Origin of the sequence: Nodosilinea sp. LEGE 07088, assembly GCF_015207395.1 — a bacterium.
GTDB lineage: Bacteria > Cyanobacteriota > Cyanobacteriia > Phormidesmidales > Phormidesmidaceae > Nodosilinea.
On sequence record NZ_JADEWX010000010.1, the window covers coordinates 41,248 to 63,505 of the forward strand.

General features: G+C 51.0%; 24 protein-coding genes and 1 pseudogene. 24 read left to right on the top strand and 1 reads right to left on the bottom strand.

Annotated features, from left to right (window positions below; translation table 11 throughout):
* Positions 1-421: 421 nt before the first annotated feature.
* Positions 422-607 carry a CopG family transcriptional regulator gene (locus IQ254_RS04490; protein WP_193964944.1) on the bottom strand — a complete coding sequence of 62 codons (186 nt, stop codon included), beginning with the start codon at positions 605-607 and terminating at the stop codon, positions 422-424.
* A gap of 114 nt (positions 608-721) precedes the next feature.
* On the opposite strand from IQ254_RS04490, the gene map reads away from it, so the two are divergent.
* The 24 genes and pseudogenes from map to IQ254_RS04605 all read left to right on the top strand — a co-directional run bounded on the left by map (position 722) and on the right by IQ254_RS04605 (position 22,198).
* Positions 722-1,546 (top strand): type I methionyl aminopeptidase, encoded by an 825-nt coding sequence (gene map, locus IQ254_RS04495; RefSeq protein ID WP_193964859.1) that lies wholly within the window; start codon positions 722-724, stop codon positions 1,544-1,546.
* Between the two features lie 667 nt (positions 1,547-2,213).
* Positions 2,214-2,948, top strand: a complete 735-nt coding sequence (locus tag IQ254_RS04500) for an SDR family oxidoreductase (RefSeq protein ID WP_193964862.1) — start codon at positions 2,214-2,216, stop codon at positions 2,946-2,948.
* Positions 2,949-3,003: 55 nt separating this feature from the next.
* Positions 3,004-3,504: a nuclear transport factor 2 family protein gene (locus IQ254_RS04505; RefSeq protein WP_193964863.1), complete on the top strand. Its 501-nt coding sequence runs from the start codon at positions 3,004-3,006 to the stop codon at positions 3,502-3,504.
* Positions 3,505-3,984: 480 nt separating this feature from the next.
* A complete protein-coding gene (locus tag IQ254_RS04510; protein WP_193964873.1) occupies positions 3,985-4,863 on the top strand; it encodes an NmrA family NAD(P)-binding protein in 879 nt (292 codons plus the stop codon).
* A 31-nt stretch (positions 4,864-4,894) separates the two neighbouring features.
* Positions 4,895-5,638: pseudogene (locus IQ254_RS04515) on the top strand (3-oxoacyl-ACP reductase family protein).
* 47 nt (positions 5,639-5,685) lie between these two features.
* Positions 5,686-5,889 (top strand): hypothetical protein, encoded by a 204-nt coding sequence (locus IQ254_RS04520; protein ID WP_193964875.1) that lies wholly within the window; start codon positions 5,686-5,688, stop codon positions 5,887-5,889.
* A gap of 178 nt (positions 5,890-6,067) precedes the next feature.
* Complete coding sequence (locus IQ254_RS04525) at positions 6,068-6,955, top strand: helix-turn-helix domain-containing protein (protein ID WP_193964877.1); 888 nt, start codon at positions 6,068-6,070, stop codon at positions 6,953-6,955.
* Positions 6,956-7,115: 160 nt separating this feature from the next.
* Positions 7,116-7,877, top strand: a complete 762-nt coding sequence (locus IQ254_RS04530; RefSeq protein WP_193964879.1) for an SDR family NAD(P)-dependent oxidoreductase — start codon at positions 7,116-7,118, stop codon at positions 7,875-7,877.
* 316 nt (positions 7,878-8,193) lie between these two features.
* A complete protein-coding gene (locus IQ254_RS04535; RefSeq protein ID WP_228040150.1) occupies positions 8,194-8,676 on the top strand; it encodes a hypothetical protein in 483 nt (160 codons plus the stop codon).
* A 245-nt stretch (positions 8,677-8,921) separates the two neighbouring features.
* Positions 8,922-9,569, top strand: a complete 648-nt coding sequence (locus IQ254_RS04540) for a TetR/AcrR family transcriptional regulator (RefSeq protein ID WP_193964883.1) — start codon at positions 8,922-8,924, stop codon at positions 9,567-9,569.
* Between the two features lie 90 nt (positions 9,570-9,659).
* Positions 9,660-10,616, top strand: a complete 957-nt coding sequence (locus tag IQ254_RS04545; RefSeq protein WP_369011289.1) for a lysostaphin resistance A-like protein — start codon at positions 9,660-9,662, stop codon at positions 10,614-10,616.
* 73 nt (positions 10,617-10,689) lie between these two features.
* Complete coding sequence (locus IQ254_RS04550) at positions 10,690-11,577, top strand: AraC family transcriptional regulator (protein ID WP_193964887.1); 888 nt, start codon at positions 10,690-10,692, stop codon at positions 11,575-11,577.
* Between the two features lie 306 nt (positions 11,578-11,883).
* Entirely contained in the window at positions 11,884-12,882 is a 999-nt protein-coding gene (locus IQ254_RS04555) for a CPBP family intramembrane glutamic endopeptidase (RefSeq protein ID WP_193964889.1), read from the top strand.
* 48 nt (positions 12,883-12,930) lie between these two features.
* The gene (locus IQ254_RS04560; RefSeq protein WP_193964891.1) at positions 12,931-13,671 is read left to right on the top strand and encodes a CPBP family intramembrane glutamic endopeptidase; all 741 of its coding nucleotides are present in this window, start codon (positions 12,931-12,933) and stop codon (positions 13,669-13,671) included.
* 181 nt (positions 13,672-13,852) lie between these two features.
* Positions 13,853-15,424 (top strand): alpha/beta hydrolase, encoded by a 1,572-nt coding sequence (locus tag IQ254_RS04565; RefSeq protein WP_228040152.1) that lies wholly within the window; start codon positions 13,853-13,855, stop codon positions 15,422-15,424.
* A gap of 123 nt (positions 15,425-15,547) precedes the next feature.
* Positions 15,548-16,210, top strand: a complete 663-nt coding sequence (locus IQ254_RS04570; protein WP_228040154.1) for a stage II sporulation protein M — start codon at positions 15,548-15,550, stop codon at positions 16,208-16,210.
* Between the two features lie 97 nt (positions 16,211-16,307).
* Positions 16,308-16,598 carry a hypothetical protein gene (locus tag IQ254_RS33450; protein WP_369011288.1) on the top strand — a complete coding sequence of 97 codons (291 nt, stop codon included), beginning with the start codon at positions 16,308-16,310 and terminating at the stop codon, positions 16,596-16,598.
* 20 nt (positions 16,599-16,618) lie between these two features.
* Positions 16,619-16,993 (top strand): hypothetical protein, encoded by a 375-nt coding sequence (locus IQ254_RS04575; RefSeq protein WP_193964895.1) that lies wholly within the window; start codon positions 16,619-16,621, stop codon positions 16,991-16,993.
* Between the two features lie 403 nt (positions 16,994-17,396).
* A complete protein-coding gene (locus IQ254_RS04580; protein WP_193964897.1) occupies positions 17,397-17,744 on the top strand; it encodes a hypothetical protein in 348 nt (115 codons plus the stop codon).
* Positions 17,745-17,879: 135 nt separating this feature from the next.
* Positions 17,880-18,743: an SDR family oxidoreductase gene (locus IQ254_RS04585; protein WP_193964899.1), complete on the top strand. Its 864-nt coding sequence runs from the start codon at positions 17,880-17,882 to the stop codon at positions 18,741-18,743.
* 69 nt (positions 18,744-18,812) lie between these two features.
* Complete coding sequence (locus tag IQ254_RS04590; protein ID WP_193964901.1) at positions 18,813-19,424, top strand: hypothetical protein; 612 nt, start codon at positions 18,813-18,815, stop codon at positions 19,422-19,424.
* Between the two features lie 383 nt (positions 19,425-19,807).
* Positions 19,808-20,701: an AraC family transcriptional regulator gene (locus IQ254_RS04595; protein ID WP_193964903.1), complete on the top strand. Its 894-nt coding sequence runs from the start codon at positions 19,808-19,810 to the stop codon at positions 20,699-20,701.
* Between the two features lie 116 nt (positions 20,702-20,817).
* Positions 20,818-21,654 carry an alpha/beta fold hydrolase gene (locus tag IQ254_RS04600; protein WP_193964905.1) on the top strand — a complete coding sequence of 279 codons (837 nt, stop codon included), beginning with the start codon at positions 20,818-20,820 and terminating at the stop codon, positions 21,652-21,654.
* 142 nt (positions 21,655-21,796) lie between these two features.
* Positions 21,797-22,198, top strand: coding sequence for a RidA family protein (locus IQ254_RS04605; protein WP_193964906.1), 402 nt, complete (start codon positions 21,797-21,799; stop codon positions 22,196-22,198).
* Positions 22,199-22,258 lie beyond the last annotated feature (60 nt).

A 22,258-nucleotide genomic window follows, 5' to 3' on the forward strand; every position in this document is an offset into this window, starting at 1 on the left:
GTGAGCTGGAATTACCACGTCCCTCGGGTAGCTCTTTCCTAACATCCAAATTCATTGTTTTACAGGCGACCGAGAGTTTGTAGGTGGGAAGTGGCATGCCTTCCTGCTGTTACCCAAGGCCATTCCCTTTCGTCTCAGGCTGCGCCGCAGCGACTGGATCAGCTCTCGCTTGGGCAAACGTCTCAGACGGGTAAACGGGGCTTTGCTAATTTGTAAGTGAGCGAACATTGCTTCCTCTAGGGCAAGCGTTGGGTGCGGGGTCACCGCGTCTATGTCATAGCGACCGGGGGCATCCCACTTTTGTGAAAACCGTATTAATGGGGAGAGTGGAAGGGTAGCCCCAGGAATGACTCACTATGACAGCTGAAGACAAAAAGCACTTGGAAGCCCTACAGCAATAGCGACCGAAAGAACTCTAGTTTCAGCGCATATTGACTACTTCCGAAGCACTTCCCTTTTTTCGGCGTTCTTGCAAAGACTTATCAATCAATTTTGCAACTAGCCAAGAGACAGATCGTTCATCTGCCTGTGCCCATTCCTCCAGCTCTTGCTTTAACTCTGGAGGAACGTAAGCAACCACTCGCTCTAGGTCTGTCTTGCCACCCATTTGAGTTTCACTTCTGCTTTTCTTGCTTCCAAGATACCAGTAATAGCCCAGCCTGTGTTGTGCTATGCCACGCTGTGCTAGCATGGCATAGCACGAGTGATCCAGGCTTTATCCATGAACCGTCAAAATTTGCTCTCGATCGCCGGAGATTTTGTCCATCCCCAGGGCCCTCCAGGCCTCGTCTTGCTCTCGAGTAGAGAATTAGACAAAATGCGGCGGGTTGGACGACTTGCTGCGAATCTCCTCAAGCATCTGGAATCTATGGTGCAACCTGGGGTGAGTACGCAAGATTTAAACGATGAGGCAGCGCATTGGATGCAAGCCCATGGGGCAACCAGTGCCACCCTTGGCTACGCACCCCCTGGTCATTCCCCCTTTACCGGCTCAATTTGCACCAGCATTAATGAAGTGGTTTGTCACGGAATTCCGAATCCAAAGCAGATTCTCAAAGACGGAGATATTATCAACATCGATGTAACGCCACGACTAGACGGTTATCATGGCGACACGTCTAAAACATTCCTAGTTGGTAATGTATCCGCAAAAGCCCGAAAACTGGTTGAAGCCACTCAAGCATCGATGATGCAAGGCATTGCTGAAATCAAGCCGGGGGCAAGAATTGGTGATATTGGCGCTGCAATTCAAGCCTATGCCGAGGCAAAGGGGTTCTCAATTGTTCGAGATATGGTTGGGCATGGCATAGACAAACAGATGCATACAGAGCTGCAAATTCCTCACTATGGCAAACGAGGCAGCGGGTTGAAACTGCGTCCAGGAATGGTTTTTACAGTTGAACCGATGCTAAACGAAGGGACTCATGAGCTTAAATTCCTTGCGGACGGTTGGACTGCGATTACGAAAGACAAGAAACTCTCTGCTCAATTTGAACATACCGTTGCTGTGACTGCGGAAGGGGTAGAAATTCTGACTTTGCCTTGAATTTCAAGACGCAACTCCCTATTTACTCCTTGAGAGGGAAGCACGATATTGCTCTCAAAATAAACCGCTGCTCAGGAATCCGGTCCCTGTGGGGATAGCTGACCCATTAACATCATTGTCAACGGACTGGGTCCTTTGGCCTATCTAGCCCTTTCCCTAAGCTTTTATCATTGGGGGTGACGCGACAGCGTCATGGATAATTGGCATGAAAAGCCATTGCAGCGGACTTTTGAGAGCAAACTTACCAGCTCTGGTTGAGTCTCGAAAGTCTTTGCCAATGGTCGGTTTAAGCCGTAAAAGGAACCGACTGATACTTTCTAATATAATCGCGCCTGATTAGTGGCTACCTATATTTGGAAATTTTCGAAGACCTTTGAAAATACCATAAGAATCTGATAAATCACAAGAAGAATCTGAAAGAACTTGAGTATTGGAACTCATTACACTCAAGTAAATTACACTTTCATCGATTCGTAAGCTACGTCAGGTCGAGTGGGTCTTCCCGATGATATTAACAGGGCGTTAGCGAAGCTTACCGAAGGTATCGCATCTTTACTTTCTGAAGATAACCGCTGGGCAAATGCTCAGAGGATTGAAGTCTCTGCGGCATGTTCTTTAATTTACACTGACTAAACACAAGGCAACTCAAATAAAAGGAAACCTCGCTATGTTGAATGTAGAAAACAAAGTAATTGTCATTACTGGAGCCAGTAGCGGCATCGGTGAAGCCACCGCAAAACTGCTTGCCCAAAATGGCGCAAAAGTCGTTTTGGGCGCACGGCGGACAGATAAGCTAGAAAAGCTAGTCGAGGAGATTCATGCTTCCGGTGGCACAGCAGAGTTCAAAGCGGTCGATGTCACCGATCGCGACGATGTGAAAGCATTTGTTGAGTTTGCCAAAGCTAAATTTGGTCGCGTCGATGTCATCTTTAACAATGCAGGTGTGATGCCCCTATCGCCGATGAATGCCCTGAAAGTCGAGGAATGGGACAACATGATTAATGTGAATATTCGGGGCGTGTTGAATGGTATCGCAGCGGGGCTACCGATTATGGAATCGCAGGGCGGTGGGCAGTTCATTAATACCGCATCGATTGGAGCTCATGTGGTCGTTCCGACGGGGGCCGTCTATTGCGCCACGAAATATGCGGTTTGGGCTATCTCTGAAGGACTGCGCCAGGAATCGCAAAATATTCGCGTTACTACGATCTCTCCGGGTGTCGTTGAGACGGAGCTGGGCTCTGATATTACAGACGAGTCAGCGAAAGGTGCTTTGCAGGAATTTCGCAAAATTTCGCTCAGCCCAGATGCGATCGCGAGAGCGGTGCTGTACGCCGTATCCCAACCCGATGATGTTGACGTGAATGAAATCATAGCCCGACCGACGGCCAGTGGGTTCTGAAGAGAATCGGTCAAAGCATAGGAGCGTTATCACCAACACAAAGGACATTGTCGTAATGAAACCATTTCATTTTTTAGCTGCTATGGCGCTTATTCTCACGGTAGGCTGTAACGCTGTCGGACAAACTTCTGTTCACAATGAAACACCGGCACCAAGTAAAAAGGCCGTTGTCGAGGCGAGTTTTCAGCAATGGCAAGATGGTACCGGCTCTCCTTTCGAGCTTTTATCAGAGGATATGCGCTGGACGATTAGTGGCTTTAATACATATGCCGGCACTTACACACGCGAGCCTTTTGAAGAAGAGCTGATTGCGCCTTTTAGTGAGCGCGTAGAGGAACCTTTAAGGCCAACACAGTGGCAAGTTTATGAAGATGATGACGTTGTTATTATTCATTTTGATGCTGAAACAACCTTGATTAATGGAGAACAGTATAGAAACAGCTATGCCTGGTTTTTCACTTTCGAGGATGAAGAAGTGACTGAAGTTACCGCATTCTTGGACATGCCAGCTTTTGAAGAAGTTTTGGAAATAGAAGTTAGGCAACCAATGAATTAAATTGTAGAATTACACCTGAGGAGCTAGAAGAGGTACTCATCGTCCCAACGCACTAGACTCGTAGGGGCTTCCTGGGAAGCCAAGCGGGTGCCACAAGTTTTGGCTCATTGCTGGGCCTACCTAGGCTAGATTATTCATGACAGTTGATGTTAATGAAGTGATTGTCCGCCCGGTCCGCCAGATGATGTAGACATCGGATGACATCACTCTGTCTCGTCACTAACTTATTCAAGTCTTCAGTCCACCATATCGACTCGCTTTAGTGCGGTGCTCAGTTCAGTCATAAACATCAGCAAAACGCGAACTTTAGCCGAGAGATGACGGTTTTGCGGGTACAACCCGGCAATCGCACCCACCCCATCTCTCCCAACCGCTCTGTTCGCCTGATCGAAATGACCGTAATCCTCATCTTGCCAAACGCGAGAGGTGAAATGAGACGGTCTAATGACGCGGATAATCATGAGTTAAGAGGAAAATCTTGTGAATGTAGTTTTCGGTGCGACTGGACAGACGGGTTCTGCGGTTGCTGATGCTTTGCTTGAGAAAAATCAGTTGGTGCGCGTCGTTTTGCGATCGGACAAAACCGCCGCTGCTTGGCGGGCGAGAGGCGCAGACGTTACTTTTGCAGACCTAAGCGATTTAGAAGCGATGACCCATGCGATGCGGAATGCGGACGCTGTTTACGCAATGAATCCGCCTGCCTACAATGTCGCCAATATGTTTGCGGTGGCAAGAGGAATTGGTGAGCGTTATGTGGCTGCTATCGAAAATTCCGGCGCGCAGAAAGTCGTGTTGCTGTCTTCAGTCGGCTCGCAACACGCTTCAGGCACGGGAAACATTTTTACGACGCATATTTTAGAGACAATTTTTGGCGATTTGGAAATCCCTGTTGCTTTTTTGCGAGCATCGGCGTTTTTGGAAAATTGGGGCAGCGTGGCGAAGGTTGTCGCTGAGCAAGGCATTTTGCCGAGCTTCTATACGCCGCTTGAGCGCAAGATGCCGATGGTGTGCGCTGCCGATATCGGACGTGCCGTTGCCCAAGCGATGACCGCAGACTGGACCGGGAAACGCATCATCGAACTGCATGGCGCAGCAGATTATTCGCCAAACGATGTCGCCGCCGCTTTTGCCGCCGTTCTCGGACACGACGTACAGGCTGTCGCTGTCCCCGAAAGCGAGTGGCAGGCAACAATGGCCGGATTCGGCTTTTCGCCTGAAGCCGTCAACAGTTACAGCGAGATGATGCGCGGCTTTAATTCTGGTCACATTGTTTTTGAAGGGGAAAGCTACGTTCAAACAGTCAGGGGGCAAACACTGCTTTCAGATGTCGTCAGCAAACTGATCGAAGCACAAGCTTGAGTCAACAATTTCACACCTAAAGGAGTCCATCATGACGACAACACTTGCAGGCAAAGTTGTCCTGGTTACGGGCGGTTCACGCGGTTTAGGCGCGGCGATCGCCAAGCGTCTCGCTCACGATGGGGCCGCCGTTGCGCTCACCTACACCAGTTCACCCAAAAAAGCTGATCAGGTGGTTCGGGATATTGAAGCAACCGGGGGAAAAGCCCTGGCGATTCGGGCTGACAGTGCCGATGTAGATGCGGTAAAACACGCCGTCGCTGAGACTGTTAACACCCTCGGTCGGCTCGACATTCTCGTCAACAACGCAGGCGTTTTGGTTTTAGCGCCGATCGACCAGTTCTCGATGGAAGAGTTTGACCGACTCGTCGCCATTAATATCAAAGGCGTCTTCGTCGCCACTCAAGAGGCCGTTCGTCACATGAGCGAGGGAGGACGGATCATCATGATAGGCAGCTTCATCAGTGATTTTACCCCCTTTGCCGGTCTCTCGGTCTATGCGTTGTCGAAGGGGGCGATCGCTAGTTTTACCCGTGGCCTCGCCCGCGATTTGGGGACTCGCGGCATCACAGTCAACAATATTCAACCGGGTCCGATCGATACCGATATGAATCCTGCGGATGGGGACTCTGCTAAAGAAACCACTAACATGATTGCTCTTGGTCGCTACGGATAGGACAACGAGGTGGCTGGCATGGTTGCCTATCTCGCCGGCCCTGAAGCCGCTTTTGTCACGGGTGTGAGCCTCAAAATTGATGGCGGCATAGCTGCTTGAACAAGACGTAAGCAGTTACAAATCAGCATTTCATTGAGAATGATCCCATGAAGCGTTCAGCATCACAATGCAAGAATGATTTTGAGTATAAGATTACACCTCAACCTGATTATCTCTGTGACTCTCCAGTGAATGATGCCCTGATTGCGATCGCGCAAGAAGTTGCTGAATTGCTGAAACAATCCTATCTAGTACAAGCTTACGAAAGCGATGGCATAGAATTAGCAGATGGAGATAGTTCTGCTGAATGATCGGCCCCTGGATGAGTTGGCAAAGTCTACCTAAGGAGAGAGGCATCGATCGCTGGCCTGTGGTTTTATGCTTCAGTCACTCTTTTGTGTCTCTGACTGATGAACGCTTTTGCTGCGCCATAACCGGGCTGGGAAGTATTGATTTCGTAGTTCCAAGCAATCAGTGAGAGCAAGCTCTATGGCCAGCCACCAACTCAACTCGCTTGAACTCAGCCAACGGTTCAAGAAACCACTGATGATCTCCAGTCGTCAAATGAACTGGAATGGCATTTTGGTGGAGCAGTGTCAAAGTCCTGCTTCAACCTATGAGGTAGAACTCCCAGCCCTTTCAGACCACTGGCTCAGCTTACACCTAGGGAATCCTACTCATATAATTCAAAAACGGGACGATCGACAGCATGAATCGATCCTTCAGGAAGGGGACAATCTCTTTATTCCAGCTGGACAGCCAAGCTACTGGTGTCAAGATAAAAGTGGTATCACCTGCTCTCCACTATTCATTTGCTTAAAACCAGAACTGATTCAACAGGTTGCTGAAGCCTCTGATATGGATTCAAGCCGGTTCGAGTTTATACATTGTTTTGGTCAGCAAGATCTTCAACTTCACCAGATTGGCATGCTGATATTGGCTGAGTTGCGATCGCATGGGATGATGGGGAAACTTTATGTCGAATCACTCACTCAAATTTTAGTGATTCATTTACTGCGGAACTATTCAAACCTAACGAAACCGATCGCATCCCAAAATAACAGCTTTACTCGTATCCAGTTGCAGCAGGCGATTGATTACATCCACGCCTACCTAGATCGAGATTTATCCCTGTCTGAACTGGCTGGTGTTGTTAACATCAGCCCAACTTACTTTGCGAGTTTATTTAAGCAGGAAATGGGAATTTCGCCCCACCAGTATGTGATTCGACAGCGCGTTGAACAGGCGAAATTGATGCTGTTAAAAACGGATCTGGCGATCGCAGATATTGCTTTACAAGTCGGCTTTTCTAGCCAAAGCCATTTAACCCAACAGTTTAAGCGATTCACTGGCATGACACCAAAGCAGGTGCGCTAACAAGAAGAATCTGACAAATTAGGCTAAGAACCTGAAAGAAGTCAAGCACAAGAACTCAGTACATTTAGAACACTCAGAATAGATTGAACGGCAGGATTAATATCTCCATGGATTCTATCTAGGAGTACACCTGACCATTTTTCATTGGAGAAATGAAGTAATGACACAAGATAAACCCAAAATTGCTCTAGTGACAGGAGCAAGTCGAGGACTGGGAAAGAATACTGCTTTGGCAGTGGCCAAGAAAGGGGTGGGCGTAATTGTGACCTATCTCAACGGTGAAGTAGAAGCAAAATCCGTTGTTTCTGAAATTGAGGCAATGGGCAATAAAGCAGTGGCCTTGCAGCTCGATATTGGCAGCATCGAAACCCTTGATGCATTTGTGCTACAAGTCAAGCAAGCCCTGCAAAACACCTGGGGCATCGAGCAATTTGATTTCCTCATCAATAACGCTGGGGTTAGCGGCGGTTCACTGTTTACAGAAACAACAGAGGAAGAATTTGATCGAATATTCAACGTTAACTTCAAGGGGGTCTTCTTTCTCACTCAGAAGTTGCTGCCATTGCTCAAAGATGGTGGACGAATCGTGAATTTTTCATCGTTTCTGACCCGCACCATAAGCCCAGGACGAGCGATCTATGCCAGCATGAAGGGCGCGATCGAGGTTCTGACTCGCTCCTTAGCGAAGGAACTAGGACAGCGGCAAATCACAGTGAATGTAGTCGCTCCAGGAGCGATCGCCACAGAGGGCAGTGTCGTGCGGGACAATCCAGAGATCAACAAGTACATCACATCCCAAACTGCTTTAGGCCGGGTAGGTGAACCCGATGATATTGGAGGGGCGATCGCGCTGTTGCTGTCGGAAGAGAATCGATGGATTACTGGACAGAGAATCGAAGTCTCTGGGGGGCAGTCTCTCTAGTTCAAATCAACTTCAATTGGCAGAAAAATTATGTTAGCCAATTAACTGATTCAGAACATCAGTCTCAGATTGAGCTGCTTATAGAGCCTCAAATTGACGCAACAGTTCAAGCGATTCACGGGACTGACGCCGAAATAGGTTCACTAACACCTTAAGAATCTTTCAAACCGCCATAAGAATCTGAAAGAAATTAAGCATTGGACCTCAGTACACTTCAGATAACACAACGCGATTGACTCTCCTTTCAAACGACCGCACGAATAATCGATTGAGTCCTTTGACCTAGCTTTACTGCGACTGAAATGAACGATCGCACATGAAAATCTTTCAAAACAGAGGAATGAATATGAAGACTTGGATTTCGATGCTGCTAATTTTAGCAAGCGTGAGCTTGTTCGGGTGTGACGATCAACGAGCGAAAGAACAATTGGATAGCACAATGAACAGTTGGATTGGTCGGAATATCAATGAGTTTGTTCGCAGATATGGTACACCCACGACAACGCTTACGTTACCCAATGGAAACACAATCTATTCCTACAGAACGGATCGAGAACGGGAGTTTAATCAGCCAACCACTGTGAATGAGTTTGAGAACGGTCAGGGCGATACAACTACGATAATTAGCGGAGGCAACACGGTTGTCGATCGTGATTTCTGTGAGATTGATGTCGAGTTTGATCGCTCTAGTGAAATTCAGTCCTGGCGCTATGAGGGTAGTTCTCCAAGGCATTGCAACATTAAGAGCCTGCCGAAAACGCTCCAGAAGCAATTACAAAAAGATGGCATTCTTCCGTAGGTCAAAACAAAGTCCCGAATGTAGTGGCATTCGGCAGGAGCACCCTCACCCCTGCCGACTATGACGGGGGCTTTCAAATGTCATTCCCTTGTCGGTAGTTCCAAAGCCTGAATAGCTATTTGCCTGAGTAAGACGTGCTAGTTGGCAAAGCAACCTCTTGTCACCTAGCGTCACTTAGCGTTATCCTGTCACTTAGTGACAGACTTTGAAAGAAGACTGTTGTGGGGAGTGACGCTACCAACGACATGACAAAGAACGAGCGCAAGCCAGGGAGGATGAGTGAGCAGCGGCAGCAACGGATACGTCTGGAGATTTCGCGGGAGGCGGCGCGGTTGTTCTGGGAGCAAGGCGTCGCTGCCACGACCGGTGAGCAGATCGCAGAAGCGGTAGGTCTCTCAGTGCGCACCCTCTGGCGGTACTTCCGCAACAAGGAGAGCTGTGTAGAGCCGGTCTTGGCGCAGGATGGCGAGGAGTTTGTGGCGCTATTGCGCCGCTGGCCTCGAGATGTCTCCCTTGAAGATCACCTCATGGAGTGGGCGATAAATCGGACTAAAGATCCCGATCAGCAGGCCTTTGATCAGGCTGTGATCAAGATGACTGTGCTGGCCGAAAAAGAGCCGGATGTGCGGACGGCCTGGCTGATGACCAACGACCGAATAGAGCGTGCTTTAGTCGAGATCTTCGCAGATCGCCTGCGGCGATCGCCTGACGATATCGAGGTGCGACTGCACGCCGCCGCAGCCACCGCAGTCGTGCGCGTTATCAGTGAAGACATCAGTGCGGCCCTGATGGCGGGGGCCGATCCCACCTCGCTTGGCAACACGCTTGGGCAGATGGCCCGCGCCGTGCATACAGCTACAGGTGGGGCGGTCGGCGATCCTGTCGATCCTTAAACCAAGTGACAACTGAAATCAGCAACAAGAGTAAAGGAGGTGATCCTCATGTCTAAATTCGCTTCTAACTATTCGCGGGAGTTAGGAAAGATCCCCGCCACGCCCTCGGAGCGGCCCGCGAGACCGGCGTCAGTCCCAGCCGGCGTGGAATACCATCGCGTACTCGCTGACAAGAAACACCGCATCGGGCGCGGCATCTTCGCTATCGTGCTTCTGCTGGCTGGGGCCGTCGTCTTCATCAACGTCATCTCCAGGGGCGCTGCAGTCATTGACCTGCAAATGGGCAACACCACTCCGATCCTCGGTGGCACCGACTACACGCCGCTCTACCACGCCAGCACCATGCTCTCGCTCGCCGTGCTCATTCCGTGGAGCATGGTCATCCAGCGATGGCTCTACGGCGTGCCCGGTCCCTCACTGCACTCGGTGGTGTCGCGGTTTCGGTTCGACGTGTTTGGCCGGGCGCTCCTGCTCTTCAGCCCCGTCTGGATCGTCGTCAACTTGCTCCCGTTCTTCACACCCGGTGAGCAGAGTTCGTGGTCGCAAACGGACTTGATCGGCATCTTCATCGGAACGCTCCTGCTGACGCCGCTGCAGGCGGCGGGCGAGGAGTATGGCGTGCGCGGACTGGTCTTCCGGGTCGCCGGGAGCTGGGCCCGTGGGTCGCGGGCGGGGCTGGTTATCGGTGTTCTGGTCTCGAGCGTGGTGTTCACGGCCATCCATGGTTCAACCGACCCTTACATCAACGTGTGGTACTTCGTTCTAGCCGCCGGGTTGGCGCTAATAACATGGCGCAGCGGTGGCATCGAGATCGCGGTCGTGCTCCACGCCGTGCTCAACACGGTCGTTCTCATCGGGGCCGCCCTCTTGCGCGTCGACCTTGGCACCGCGCTCCAGGACCGATCGGCAGGTGTGGGGTCGCCCTACCAGCTCGTGCCCACGCTTACGGTTGTCGTGATCACCGCAGTGGTGTGGTGGTGCACGCGGCGAACCGGCCCCGCTCTGACCCCCGCGCGCCCCCCGCTCCGCCCTGACGCGCGGCTCTGACTCGATCCCGTAGTCTATCGGCACTGACAATCCCTGAAGTCTTACATAAGAGCAATTGGTGAGAGTAAACTTCATGACTAGCAATCGGCTTAACTCGCTCGAACTCAGCCAGCAGTTGAATAAAACGCTGATGTTTTCCAGTCGGCAGATGAATTGGAATGGCGTTTTGGTTGAGCAATGCCAAAGCCCTATTTCAGCGTTTGAGGTGGAACTCTCAGCCCTCTCAGACCATTGGCTCAACTTACACATCGGAAATCCTGCCCCTTTAATTCAGAAACGGGACGATCGCCTGCATGAATCAATCCTTCATGAAGGGGACAATCTTTTTGTCCCGGCTGGACAACCGAGCTATTGGTGTCGAGATGAGATTGCTGGCATTTGTACTCCGCTGCAAATTTGCCTAAAGCCAGAATTGGTTCAACAGGTTGCTGAAGGGTCTGACATTGATTCCACACGGTTCGAGCTTGTGCATGGTTTCGGTCAGCAGGATGTGCAACTGCATCAGATTGGTATGCTGATGCTCGCTGAGTTGCGATCGGGCGGGATGATGGGGCAACTCTATGTCGAATCACTCACTCAAGCCCTAGTGATCCATTTACTACGACACTATTCGACCCTGACACAGCCGATCACATCACCCCACAGCAGCTTTACTCGTACCCAGTTACAGCAGGCGATCGATTACATTCACACTTACTTGAATCGAGATTTATCCTTGGCAGAACTGGCAAGTGTAGTGAACATCAGCCCGACTTACTTTGCGAGTTTGTTTAAACAAACCATGGGAATTTCGCCCCATCAATACGTGATTCAACAGCGGGTAGAACGAGCGAAAGTGATGTTGATGAAAACGGATTTAGCGATCGCAGACATCGCTCTACAAGTCGGTTTCTCTAGCCAAAGCCATTTAACGCAACAGTTTAAGCGTCTCACTGGCATGACACCGAAACAGATTCGCTAGCTCCATAGGAATCTAATAAATCACCGTAAGAATCTGAAAGAAGTTGAGTGTTAAAACTCATACACTCAAGTTAGCTAAGACAAAGACAATCTGCACAAAAAGTACATAAACACAGCACAAAAATTCCGTTGATAGTGGCCGTCGATACTCGGATGATGGTTCGACTAAGGGCAAGCACATGTCCAACGATGCCGGATCTGGTGACACCAGATCTATCGAAGTCATCGTTAAATCCTGAAACTATCGACAACTGTGATTAGTAACCAGAACCAAGCACTACAGAATTTACCCATAAAGGGAACGGAGATGAAGATACAAAACACCGAAAGAATAAAGGGAATCACGGCAGAAGCGAAAAAAGTTACCTACGTGGAGGCTGCCCGGTGGGGTAAGCATCGGGGGTGGCGGTATGTTTTGGGATTAGTCGTCATCTTCTTTGTGGGACTGGTCGTCAACGGCATAACTGCCCCGCGTATTGCGTTCTTGCTCGGCGGTCAGGAGGCGCTTGCGGCGTTCAATCGGCTGGATTATGCTGCGCTCGGCCTCGTGGGGGGCTTCGTTGCGTTCAGGGCGAGTTTTCCATTCTTCCTCGCGGGAATCCTAATCGCCGTCACCCTCATTCACCAGCGTCATCCCCGGACGCTGGTCACAGCGCGGGAAAAGATTAGCTGGCGGCGGGTCGGTCATGGGTTTGTGGCGTGGTTCGTGCCAGTCTGGCTGATCGCTGGGTTGGGACAGTACTTCTTCTATCCCGACACCTTCTCTTTTAACTTTGACCTCACAACGTTCGCGCTCTTCGTACCGATCGCACTGATTTTCGTTGCGATCCAGACCACCACAGAGGAGCTGTTCTTTCGCGGATACATTGTGCAGGGCGCGAGTATTGTTTGGTCTAACCGCGTCTTTCTGGCGCTGGTGCCAGCTGTGATCTTCGCCCTGGCGCACCTGCTCAACCCGGAGGCGAGCGCTGGCGGTTGGCTCACGGTCTTCATCAACTACTTCCTCGTTCCGGGGCTAGTGTGGACCGTGGTTTCGTTGATTGACGGAACCACTGAACTCGCCATCGGCGTACACTTCGCGAACAACATCGGCGGCAATCTCTTGATGGGCGTAGCCGGAAGCGACGTGACCGGAAGCGCTGTGACCCCGCCGACTCTATTCACAGTCAGCGAGTTCCACGCGACCTACACGGCTCTATCAATGCTGGTTGTCGTACCCATGTTTCTGGCGATCGCCTACAAGGTGTTCAAACGCGACGAGGCATCCGAACCCGTTTTCCAGAGTTATCGAAAGGGTCGTCGATGATCTCGTCAGTTCGTAAAACCATCAGCAAATGTACCAGAGGATAAAGCCATGGTTAAGCATAAAGACTCTAGGCTGCGACTGTTCGGGCTGCTGTGGTTGGCAGGCATGGCTGGGGTGATATCCCTGGTGTTGCTGCCTTTGCCCTCGCTCCCAGAGGGTGCACCACCTGCCGCCGTGGTCAGGCTACTGGTGCTGGTGCAGCCCACGATTTTGCTGTCGGTGGCGGTGCTGATAGGCGTGCTCTTGGCTCACCGGCTAGGGCTAACGGCACCGGGGGCAGAGGCTTTGTCCACTGGGAGATCGTGGCGGAAAGCCATGGTTCCTCAACTACTGCCCGGCGTGGTGGGTGGGTTGATCAGCGGCGGATTGCTGGCGGCGATTGCCCTACTGTCTCGCCCGCTGCTGCCATCCGCCTATGGAGAGTCTGAGCCCACACCGCTGCTGGTGCGATTTCTCTACGGCGGTATCACCGAAGAAATTTTGATCCGCTGGGGACTGATGACGCTGCTGCTATGGCTGGGCTGGCGATTTGGGCAGCAGCGCCAGGGTAAACCCCAGGACCAATGGGTGGTAATCGCCATTGCCGTCTCCTCCCTGGGGTTTGCGATGGCCCACTTGCCCGCTGCGATCGCCCTAGGACTGCCGTTAACCCCAGCCTTGCTAGGGTTCTTGCTGCTCCAAAATTCTTTGTTTGCAGTAGCTGCGGGGTATTTATTCTGGCGCTACGGGCTAGAGGCCGCCATAATCGCCCACCTGACGGTTCATGCCATGCTGGCCCTCATCGGCTGAGGCATTGGTTGTGTGTACCACAACAGCCAGTCGGTGCTGGGTGGTCGCCCTAGGTGCTTTGCCGGATGAGTTGGACGGCAACGAGTCCACCATCATGTCTCAAATTTCTTCTAACAGCTCACGAAATCGTGACCGACTCACGCACGACTCAAGACCAACAGCTTCCACTGAGGGGAGAATTATGCGCGTTCCCAAGACCTGCGTCAGGCGCTTATTAACAGGCACAGCAGTAATGTTGCTTATCCTCGCTGGGGCACCGGCCGCACTGACACAGTCGGCCCCGGCACCAGCGGCGGAACTGGAGCGATTTTACAACCAGGATCTGGCGTTCGGCTCCTGCGAAGGCTTTGCGACTACTGCTATCGAAGCACAACTGTACGTCGATCCGTTTGAATGTGGTCGACTGGAGGTGCCGCTAGATTACGACGACCCTGAGGGTGAGACCATGCAAATCGCGGTCTTGCGCCTGCCTGCGCAAGGTGAGCCGAGCCAGCGGATCGGCTCGCTGGTCATTAACCCAGGAGGGCCGGGCGGCTCGGGAATGCAGGTTGCTGTCCTTTCGGCATTGACGGGTCAAAAAGACGGTCCACTGCTGCAACGCTTCGATTGGGTTGGCTTCGACCCGCGCGGCGTCGGTGCCTCGACCCCGGCCATCAACTGCTTCACCGACGAAGAGAACGACCGAGGCGAGAACCAGACGACGCTGTTGGGTACGTCGGGAGAATGGAGTGCCGCCGACACGCGCCAGCTAATGGAGCAGTGCGCCGAGGGATCGGGGGGTGAGCAGGTCCTCGCTGCTGTCGGCACCCGGAATGTAGCACGGGATATGGACGTGCTTCGTACCACCCTGGGGGACAAGACCCTCACCTTCTTCGGACAGAGCTACGGGACCCGACTCGGCGCAGTCTATGCCGAAATGTTCCCGCAGAATGTGCGGGCCATGGTCTTCGACGGCGTAATCGATCCCCAGCAGGGCAGCGCGGAACGTCGCCTGTCCCTCCACGCCGGGTTCCAGCGGTCGTTCGAGCTGCTGGCGAAGTTTTGCGCCCAGAGCTCAGACTGTCCGCTGGGCACCGACCCCGAGCAGGCCACCGCTGTGTTCCAGGATCTGTTCCAACCCTTGATCGATGATCCGGTACCCGCCGGGAACGGGCGCACGCTGAACTTCTTCCAGGCCACGAGTGGCGTGGGTGCCGGACTTTACACTGCCGAGGCATGGCCGCGGGTCATCGATGGCATCGCCCGGCTCAAGAATGAGGGGCGCGGCGACCAGTTACTCGCCATCTTTGATGATTTCCACAGTAGAGATCCCAACGGTACGTGGACCAACTTCGTCGAGGCCAACCTTGCGATCAACTGCAACGACGAGGAGCGCCGCACCCCTGAGGAGGAGGCCGACCTGCGCCGCCAGATCTTCGCCGTGAACCCCTTCCTCGATACCGGACGACCCGTTGAGGGCGTCACCCGCGACGCCTGTGAGTTCTGGCCCAGTGAGCCGACCCTGGGCTTCCCCTACGCTCAGAACGTCGAGGGTTTACCCGACACCCTAATCATCTCTATTACTGGCGACCCGGCCACCCCCTACGGCGCTGGAGCCAGTCTGGCTGAGGGTATCGGCGGTACCTTGCTCACCGTCGAGGGCGAGCGACATACCGTCGCTTTAGAAGGCATTAGCCCCTGCGTCAATGCGATCGTCGCTGATTACCTGATCGACCTTGAACTTCCCGCAGAGGACGATCGCTGCGTCCTCTAGCCCCCATCGCCAAAGCCAAGGATTTAGAAATCCCTTATTTGCATCATCGACAGTGCTGCTCTACGCGGCGGCTATCACTCTTAAGCGTCACTACATCCATCACCAAATATTGGAGCTAAAAACATGTTACGCAAAGCGATCGCCACAAAGCGCCCTATTCACCCGAGTCATGCAGCAAGACCCATCCGCTTGCTTCGCAAACCCTTCCAGATCATTCGCGCCAATTTTCGCGCCTACCTCATCATCAACGCCATTGCCTATGGCTTAGTCATCATCGGAATGGTAGCGGCGATGGTCTTCCCCAACCTGGGCGCAGCTCAGTTGGCCACCCTAGAAGACAACGGAACGGGAGACCTTGTCCGGTCGCTAATCAACAACCCTTGGCTGTTCGCGCTGACCATCCTGGGAGTCAACGTCATCAGGGTCGGCGTGCTGTCGATCGTGCTCCCTTCGCTGATCGTTCCTTTCGCTGGCATCGCCATATTCGCGCATAAGGCATTCACTATCGGTTTGAGCCTAGCCTCCACCACATCGATCCCGGTGGTATGGATTCCGCACTCGCTGACGTTACTCATTGAATTCCAGGCTTACGCCCTCTTGATGTTAGGCGCGTACATCCTCGGCCAAGCCTGGATCCGTCCTGCCACCATCGGTGCTCGTAACCCTCGTCAGGGTTACGTCCGTGGGCTGCAACAACTCGGTTGGCTGAGCCTGACTGCGCTCCCACTGTTCATCGTCGGCGCAATCTGGGAGGCGTTCTCGCTCAGCTACCTGTTCAGCCGCTGACCCAATGGTTGTTGTAGCGCTAAACAAACCAAATCATGCTGGTTCTTGAATCGCTTGAATCGATTGTCAACTTTGTAATTTTAAGATGGTGAATCAAATGATTCAGTACAAAGATTTTGCGCCTCGAATTACTGAACGAGGACCCTTCGGCGGCCCTTCCGAGTATGAATCTTTCTCGGAGGTGGTGAGTGCTGTAAATCAGTGGATCGAAAGCACAACGATACAGGTAATCAATGTTGAAACCGTTGTTTTACCCGATTGGTCGATAGAAAGCACAAGTGATGATGTCTACGGAGTGACGACCAGTAATAGTTACTACCCAGTGATGATTAGTCAAGGCCTTAAAATCGATTGCTTTCAATGTGTGCGGGTTTGGTACAGAGAATAGGCGTCACCGGAGAAGAAATAATGAAACGATCTACCTGGTTTACTTTTCTGTATCTTGCGCTGGGAGTTTGTTTGACAGCGATCGCGTTTGGATACCCAAACCTACCTTCGGGTCTTCAAACTAGCCTGTTCATCAGTGCAGGAGTGTCCTACATCGCTTGTATTTTCAATCCATTTTGGCGGGAGAGGACAATCCACTTCTATCGCCGCCGCCGCAATTCATCGGTCATCCTATCCTCATTGGTGATTGGATTCATTATTATTTGGATGATTTGGCAGGTTCAGAGTCAGAACTGGACAATGGAAGCCATCTTGCAGGCGCTTCCGTGGCTAACAGGTGTTTTAATTTTTGCTGAAAACATTGTGATTATAAGGCAAGTAAATTCCGAAGATTAGAAACTGTTTGCTAACGCTTGTTAAGTGGTTTCTACCTTCCACGTTCGCTTGTTTTTGGCGAGTCTTCGTAGCATCAATTGAATCATCACCACATAAATCATGCCTTCATGATTCTTTGGCAATCGCTCATAGCCTCGATTCAATATTCGTGCATTCTCTAGCCAAGTTCATGTCCGCTCCACTACCCCGTCTTTATGGTTCTACCTGAGATCCTTTCGCCTCCTCAGGACATTATTTCAGGGGAGCTATTTGCTGCGACAAGTCAACAATGTTCTCGGCTCAACTTCAAAGGAGCGAACATGGCACATCCAATCAGCAAATTTGGCTCCAGTTCGTTAATTTTTGCTCCGAGGGGAACTGCATCCATAATCTAACTTCAACAGTATCAAGAGCAAAATCAACCATGTTCAAGCGATTCTCTAAAGTTTCTATCCTGTTAGCAACAGTTACAGCGTTGGTGATGGTTTATTTACAATCTTTTGGGGCAAAGCCTGCCCTATCTGAGATGCCAGATTTGGGCTTCTCAAATCAGTCAACGCTGGTTGCGACAGCCGCTCTTCCCCCTAATCTTGTCCCGGCTGTTTTAGGCGGTAGACCTGTTTATGTACTGTATGTGACCAGAGCCGAAGATACGGTTCTCATCCGTTGTTATCCCGGTTATGAACCTACAATCACCGTTCGAGCGATGGGAAGTAATCCCAATGCCAACACTCAAAAAGAAGGTGTTATGACGTGCCGCCCTTCTGCTTAGAACTGATGCGGCAAATTTGCTCTGGTATCGCTACAGGCACATGGACAGAAGCTGCTTAAGATCGCAGCCAATAGGATGAGCACTGCCTACAAAACTTTAAAGCTTAACTACAACACACTCATCAGGAGGTTTCCAATGGACCGGAAGATTTTAGTCACTGGTGCAACTGGCAGTAACGGTACAGAGATTATCAAGCGACTCGCAGCACAGAATGTGCCAGTCCGCGCCATGGTTCGTAACCATGATCGAGCAAAGAAGATTGCACTCCCGAATGTTGAAGTGGTGGAGGGGAACTTTGATCGCCCTGAGACCTTGTTGAAAGCGCTGACTGAAGTGGACAGTGCCTTTCTCTTAACGAACTCTACAGAACGCGCAGAAGCCCAACAACTCGCGTTTGTTGATGCGGCTCGTCAGAGTGGTGTCAAGCATATCGTCAAACTATCGCAATTTGCCGCCGATGCCCATTCGCCCGTGCGCTTTTTGCGTTACCATGCCGCAGTCGAAGCGGCAATTCAAGCCTCAGGAATGACGTACACGTTTCTGCGTCCCAACCTCTTTATGCAGGGCTTTTTAAACTTTAAATCGACAATCATGAGCCAAAACGCCTTTTATGCCGCGATTGGCGATGCAAAGGTCAGCGTGGTAGACGTGCGCGATATTGCAGAAGTTGCAGAAGTTGCTCTAACAGAAACAGGGCATGAGGGAAAGATTTACAACCTCACCGGACCACAGGCATTGACTCATGCTCAGATGGCAGAACAACTCTCGGCTGCGCTCAATCGTCAGATTGCATTCGTCGATATTCCATCTGAAGCAATGCGCGATCAACTGCTCAACATTGGGATGCCACATTGGCAAGCAGACGGGCTAATTGAGGATTACGCGCACTACCGACGCAATGAGGCTGCAGCGGTTTCGTCTGGTATACAGGACGCAATTGGTAAAGAGCCGCGCAGTTTTAAGACATTCGCCTGTGACTACGCAGCAATGTTTGGCTAGACGCAGCCCAATCAGCCTAGGCCAAATAGTACAGATATGGAGTTGAAGTGCAACTCTGGGGTGAGCATTATGGTACAGCATGAATGGCGAGATGAAACACGACAGTTGGCGATCGCGCCTCGCCTGTGGCTCTGGTGGACATTGGCTACTACAATTGCGGGGGCGATCGTCGGAGCACTGGAAGAGTCAGGTTTTCAGTTTATAGCAACCATATTTTTTACAGGTTTATTGATTGGCGCAGCCCAATGGTTCGTTTTGCGCCAGTACATTCCTAAAGCCTTTTGGTGGATAGTGGTTAGCACACTGGGATGGACTTTTGGGCTAGTGCTGGTGGCTATTAACGAAACCTTTGATCCGCTTATTCAATTCCTAAGTACGCTTGGCCTATGGTATGTTTTTTGGATGAATTTGGTCAAGCAGTCGATTGTACTGGCTATTTTTGGTGCGGCTCAATTTCCGATTTTGAGACGATTTGTCCGTAAAGCGCATTGGTGGATTTTGGTCAGCGCTTTAGGAGGTGCATTAGATGGAGCAATCGGCTCAACTGTCGCCTACATTTTGCAGCCAGGGCTACTACCAGCACCGCTCCCGACAGCATTTTACTATGGGGCAGGTTGGCTAAGCTACGGCATCGTTACCGGAATTTTCCTGCAATGGCTGCTGCGTCATCAACCCCGGTAGGGCCAAGTATTTCATCGGGTATGCACAGGAGAGATTCAGATGTCAGAGAACAATAAAGCTATCCCAGGGTGAGCGCAAAAAAATTGTATCTAAGGTGTGCATTAGCTTTCGGGCGATGCGGACGTGGCTAAAAGCCTCATTTACAAGTACAAGCTGATAAAATTGATAGGTAGAGGTATATAGACGGGAACAATTTTGCTGAATTATCGGCTCCTGACTGAGTTGAAACAGTCTGTCTAAGGAGAGAAGTATTGATCGCTGGCTTATGATCTAACACTTTTGTCGCTATCTTGTCTGCCTGACTGACAAGCGCTTTTTTATCATGGTTGACTTGGAAAAACTTTAACTTTTGTAACTGCAAGAAAACGGTGAGAGCAAGCTCTATGGCCAGCAACCAGCTCAACTCGCTCGAACTCAGCCGCCAGTGGAATAAAACGCTGATGTTCTCCAGTCGCCAAATGAACTGGAATGGCATTTTGGTGGAGCAGTGTCAGAGCCCTGCTTCAGCGTTTGAAATGGAACTCCCTGCTTTAGCCGATCACTGGCTCTACTTTCATACGGGAGATCCTGCCCCTTTAGTTCAAAACCGCGACGATCGCCTGCATGAATCAACCCTCCACAAAGGGGACAGCCTTCTGGTTCCAGCTGGACAACCGAGCTATTGGTGTCAAGCACCAGATATGAGCGATGTCATTTGTGCGCCGCTGCACATTTGCTTAAAACCGGAATTGATTCAACACGTTGCTGAAGTCTCTGAAGTTGATTCAAAACGATTTGAGCTCGTACCCTGTTTTGGTCAGAAAGATTTGCAACTTCATCAGATTGGTATGCTAATGTTCGCTGAGTTAAAATCGGGCGGGATGATGGGGCAGTTATATATCGAATCACTCACTCAGGCTTTAGTGATTCATCTACTACGACGCTATTCGACCCTGGCGAAACCGATTGCATCACCAAACAACCGTTTAACTCATGCCCAGTTGCAGCAGGCGATCGATTACATCCACGCTCATTTAAATCGAGAGTTATCCTTGACTGAACTGGCAAGCGTCGTTAATATCAGCCCGACTTACTTTGCAAGCTTGTTTAAGAAAGTAATAGGGATTTCACCGCATCAGTATGTGATTAAACAGCGAGTGGAACGGGCAGAAGTAATGTTGAAGGGAACAGATTTGGCGATCGCCGACATCGCTCTACAAGTCGGATTCTCCAGTCAAAGCCACCTGACGCAACAGTTTAAGCGACTCACCGGAGTAACACCAAAGCAGGTTCGCTAACACCTTAAGAATCTGAAAATTCATCCTAAGAATCTGAAAGAAACCGAGCATTAGAACTCACTATACTTCGGTTAAATCAGATAAGAACATTTTGCGATGTTCATTAGGAGGTCAATATGCCTTACGTGACTGTTGGTCAAGAAAATTCTGCAACCATTAATATCTATTACGAAGATCTTGGGGCCGGTCAACCCATTGTTCTCATTCATGGATTTCCCCTCAACGGCCATTCCTGGGAAAAGCAGGTCTTGGTGCTGCTAAATGCGGGGTATCGAGTGATTACCTACGATCGCCGAGGATTTGGTGCGTCTAGCCAACCCTCGCTGGGCTATGACTACGATACCTTTGCCGCTGATTTGAACACGCTGATGACCAAACTTGACTTGCATGATGCTGTGCTGGTTGGGTTCTCTATGGGAACCGGCGAAGTCACGCGCTATCTTGGCAACTATGGCTCAGAGCGGGTGCAAAAAGCCGTGCTGATGGCTCCAGTGCCGCCCTTCCTGCTGAAGACCGCTGATAATCCTAAAGGCGTTGACCAGAGCGTTTTCGATGGCATTATGACAGCGATTGTTAAAGACCGTCCCGCTTACTTTTCTGAATTTTTCAGAGAATTTTTTAATGTGGATGTGCTGCTGGGCGAACGCATCAGCAACTATGCCATTCAAGCCTGCTGGAATGTAGCAGCCGGGGCGTCTGCTAAAGGAACCTTGGATTGTGTCCCGTCCTGGCTCACCGATTTCCGCGATGATCTGCCCCGGATTGACATACCTACCCTAATCATTCATGGCGATGCCGATCGCATTTTGCCACTTGAATCTACCGCCGCAAGACTTCCGAAACTAATTAAAAACAGTCGGCTTGAGATTATTCCTGGCGGGCCGCACGCCATCAACTGGACTCACGCTGATCAGGTCAATCCCATATTGCTGGCCTTTCTTCAGCAAAAATAGTCAGTAATCTACCACATTTCTGACTGGTGAAAAAATTGTGAATTCAACCTGTCCACGGTTCCGGGGCTGGTGACTGGCTGGCGTAGACTGAATGTTCAACACCTGGTTCAAAAGAATTAATTGCTCCCAAAAAAGGAACACCATGAATAAGCCCGAGTTTTTTGTCACCCCCGGCTATGGGGAATACATGCTGAATGAATTGCATTACTCGCAAGCGCTAAAAATTGGCGATCGCGTGGAGACATCAGGTCAAGGTGGTTGGGATGACAACCTGCAAATTCCTGAGTCGCTCGCAGATGAGATTGCCCAGGCATTTCGGAATATAGAGCGAACCCTGGCGGCTGCCGGGGCGGATTGGGAGCACGTTGTCCATGTCAATTCTTACCATGTTGGCGGGTTGCCCCCAGAGGTGAACGATGTGATGGTCAGGCTATATCGCCATTACATGCCCAACCATGCCCCAATTTGGACACAGGTAGGAGTTGCGGCTCTTGGGCTACCAACGATGCGCATTGAAATCCGCGTGACTGCAATTGTTCCATGAGTTTTGCATAGGCGGCAGCAGTTTCGCTAGTGCTGCCGCCTATGCGTAGGACGAAAACTT

What these genes read in the sequence shown, in the direction of transcription:
- IQ254_RS04490 (WP_193964944.1), bottom strand. Translation starts at nt 607, where the DNA reads ATGGGTGGCAAGACAGACCTAGAGCGAGTGGTTGCTTACGTTCCTCCA.
- map (WP_193964859.1), top strand. Translation starts at nt 722, where the DNA reads ATGAACCGTCAAAATTTGCTCTCGATCGCCGGAGATTTTGTCCATCCC.
- IQ254_RS04500 (WP_193964862.1), top strand. Translation starts at nt 2,214, where the DNA reads ATGTTGAATGTAGAAAACAAAGTAATTGTCATTACTGGAGCCAGTAGC.
- IQ254_RS04505 (WP_193964863.1), top strand. Translation starts at nt 3,004, where the DNA reads ATGAAACCATTTCATTTTTTAGCTGCTATGGCGCTTATTCTCACGGTA.
- IQ254_RS04520 (WP_193964875.1), top strand. Translation starts at nt 5,686, where the DNA reads ATGAAGCGTTCAGCATCACAATGCAAGAATGATTTTGAGTATAAGATT.
- IQ254_RS04525 (WP_193964877.1), top strand. Translation starts at nt 6,068, where the DNA reads ATGGCCAGCCACCAACTCAACTCGCTTGAACTCAGCCAACGGTTCAAG.
- IQ254_RS04530 (WP_193964879.1), top strand. Translation starts at nt 7,116, where the DNA reads ATGACACAAGATAAACCCAAAATTGCTCTAGTGACAGGAGCAAGTCGA.
- IQ254_RS04535 (WP_228040150.1), top strand. Translation starts at nt 8,194, where the DNA reads ATGAAAATCTTTCAAAACAGAGGAATGAATATGAAGACTTGGATTTCG.
- IQ254_RS04540 (WP_193964883.1), top strand. Translation starts at nt 8,922, where the DNA reads ATGACAAAGAACGAGCGCAAGCCAGGGAGGATGAGTGAGCAGCGGCAG.
- IQ254_RS04550 (WP_193964887.1), top strand. Translation starts at nt 10,690, where the DNA reads ATGACTAGCAATCGGCTTAACTCGCTCGAACTCAGCCAGCAGTTGAAT.
- IQ254_RS04555 (WP_193964889.1), top strand. Translation starts at nt 11,884, where the DNA reads ATGAAGATACAAAACACCGAAAGAATAAAGGGAATCACGGCAGAAGCG.
- IQ254_RS04560 (WP_193964891.1), top strand. Translation starts at nt 12,931, where the DNA reads ATGGTTAAGCATAAAGACTCTAGGCTGCGACTGTTCGGGCTGCTGTGG.
- IQ254_RS04565 (WP_228040152.1), top strand. Translation starts at nt 13,853, where the DNA reads ATGCGCGTTCCCAAGACCTGCGTCAGGCGCTTATTAACAGGCACAGCA.
- IQ254_RS04570 (WP_228040154.1), top strand. Translation starts at nt 15,548, where the DNA reads ATGTTACGCAAAGCGATCGCCACAAAGCGCCCTATTCACCCGAGTCAT.
- IQ254_RS33450 (WP_369011288.1), top strand. Translation starts at nt 16,308, where the DNA reads ATGATTCAGTACAAAGATTTTGCGCCTCGAATTACTGAACGAGGACCC.
- IQ254_RS04575 (WP_193964895.1), top strand. Translation starts at nt 16,619, where the DNA reads ATGAAACGATCTACCTGGTTTACTTTTCTGTATCTTGCGCTGGGAGTT.
- IQ254_RS04580 (WP_193964897.1), top strand. Translation starts at nt 17,397, where the DNA reads ATGTTCAAGCGATTCTCTAAAGTTTCTATCCTGTTAGCAACAGTTACA.
- IQ254_RS04585 (WP_193964899.1), top strand. Translation starts at nt 17,880, where the DNA reads ATGGACCGGAAGATTTTAGTCACTGGTGCAACTGGCAGTAACGGTACA.
- IQ254_RS04590 (WP_193964901.1), top strand. Translation starts at nt 18,813, where the DNA reads ATGGTACAGCATGAATGGCGAGATGAAACACGACAGTTGGCGATCGCG.
- IQ254_RS04595 (WP_193964903.1), top strand. Translation starts at nt 19,808, where the DNA reads ATGGCCAGCAACCAGCTCAACTCGCTCGAACTCAGCCGCCAGTGGAAT.
- IQ254_RS04600 (WP_193964905.1), top strand. Translation starts at nt 20,818, where the DNA reads ATGCCTTACGTGACTGTTGGTCAAGAAAATTCTGCAACCATTAATATC.
- IQ254_RS04605 (WP_193964906.1), top strand. Translation starts at nt 21,797, where the DNA reads ATGAATAAGCCCGAGTTTTTTGTCACCCCCGGCTATGGGGAATACATG.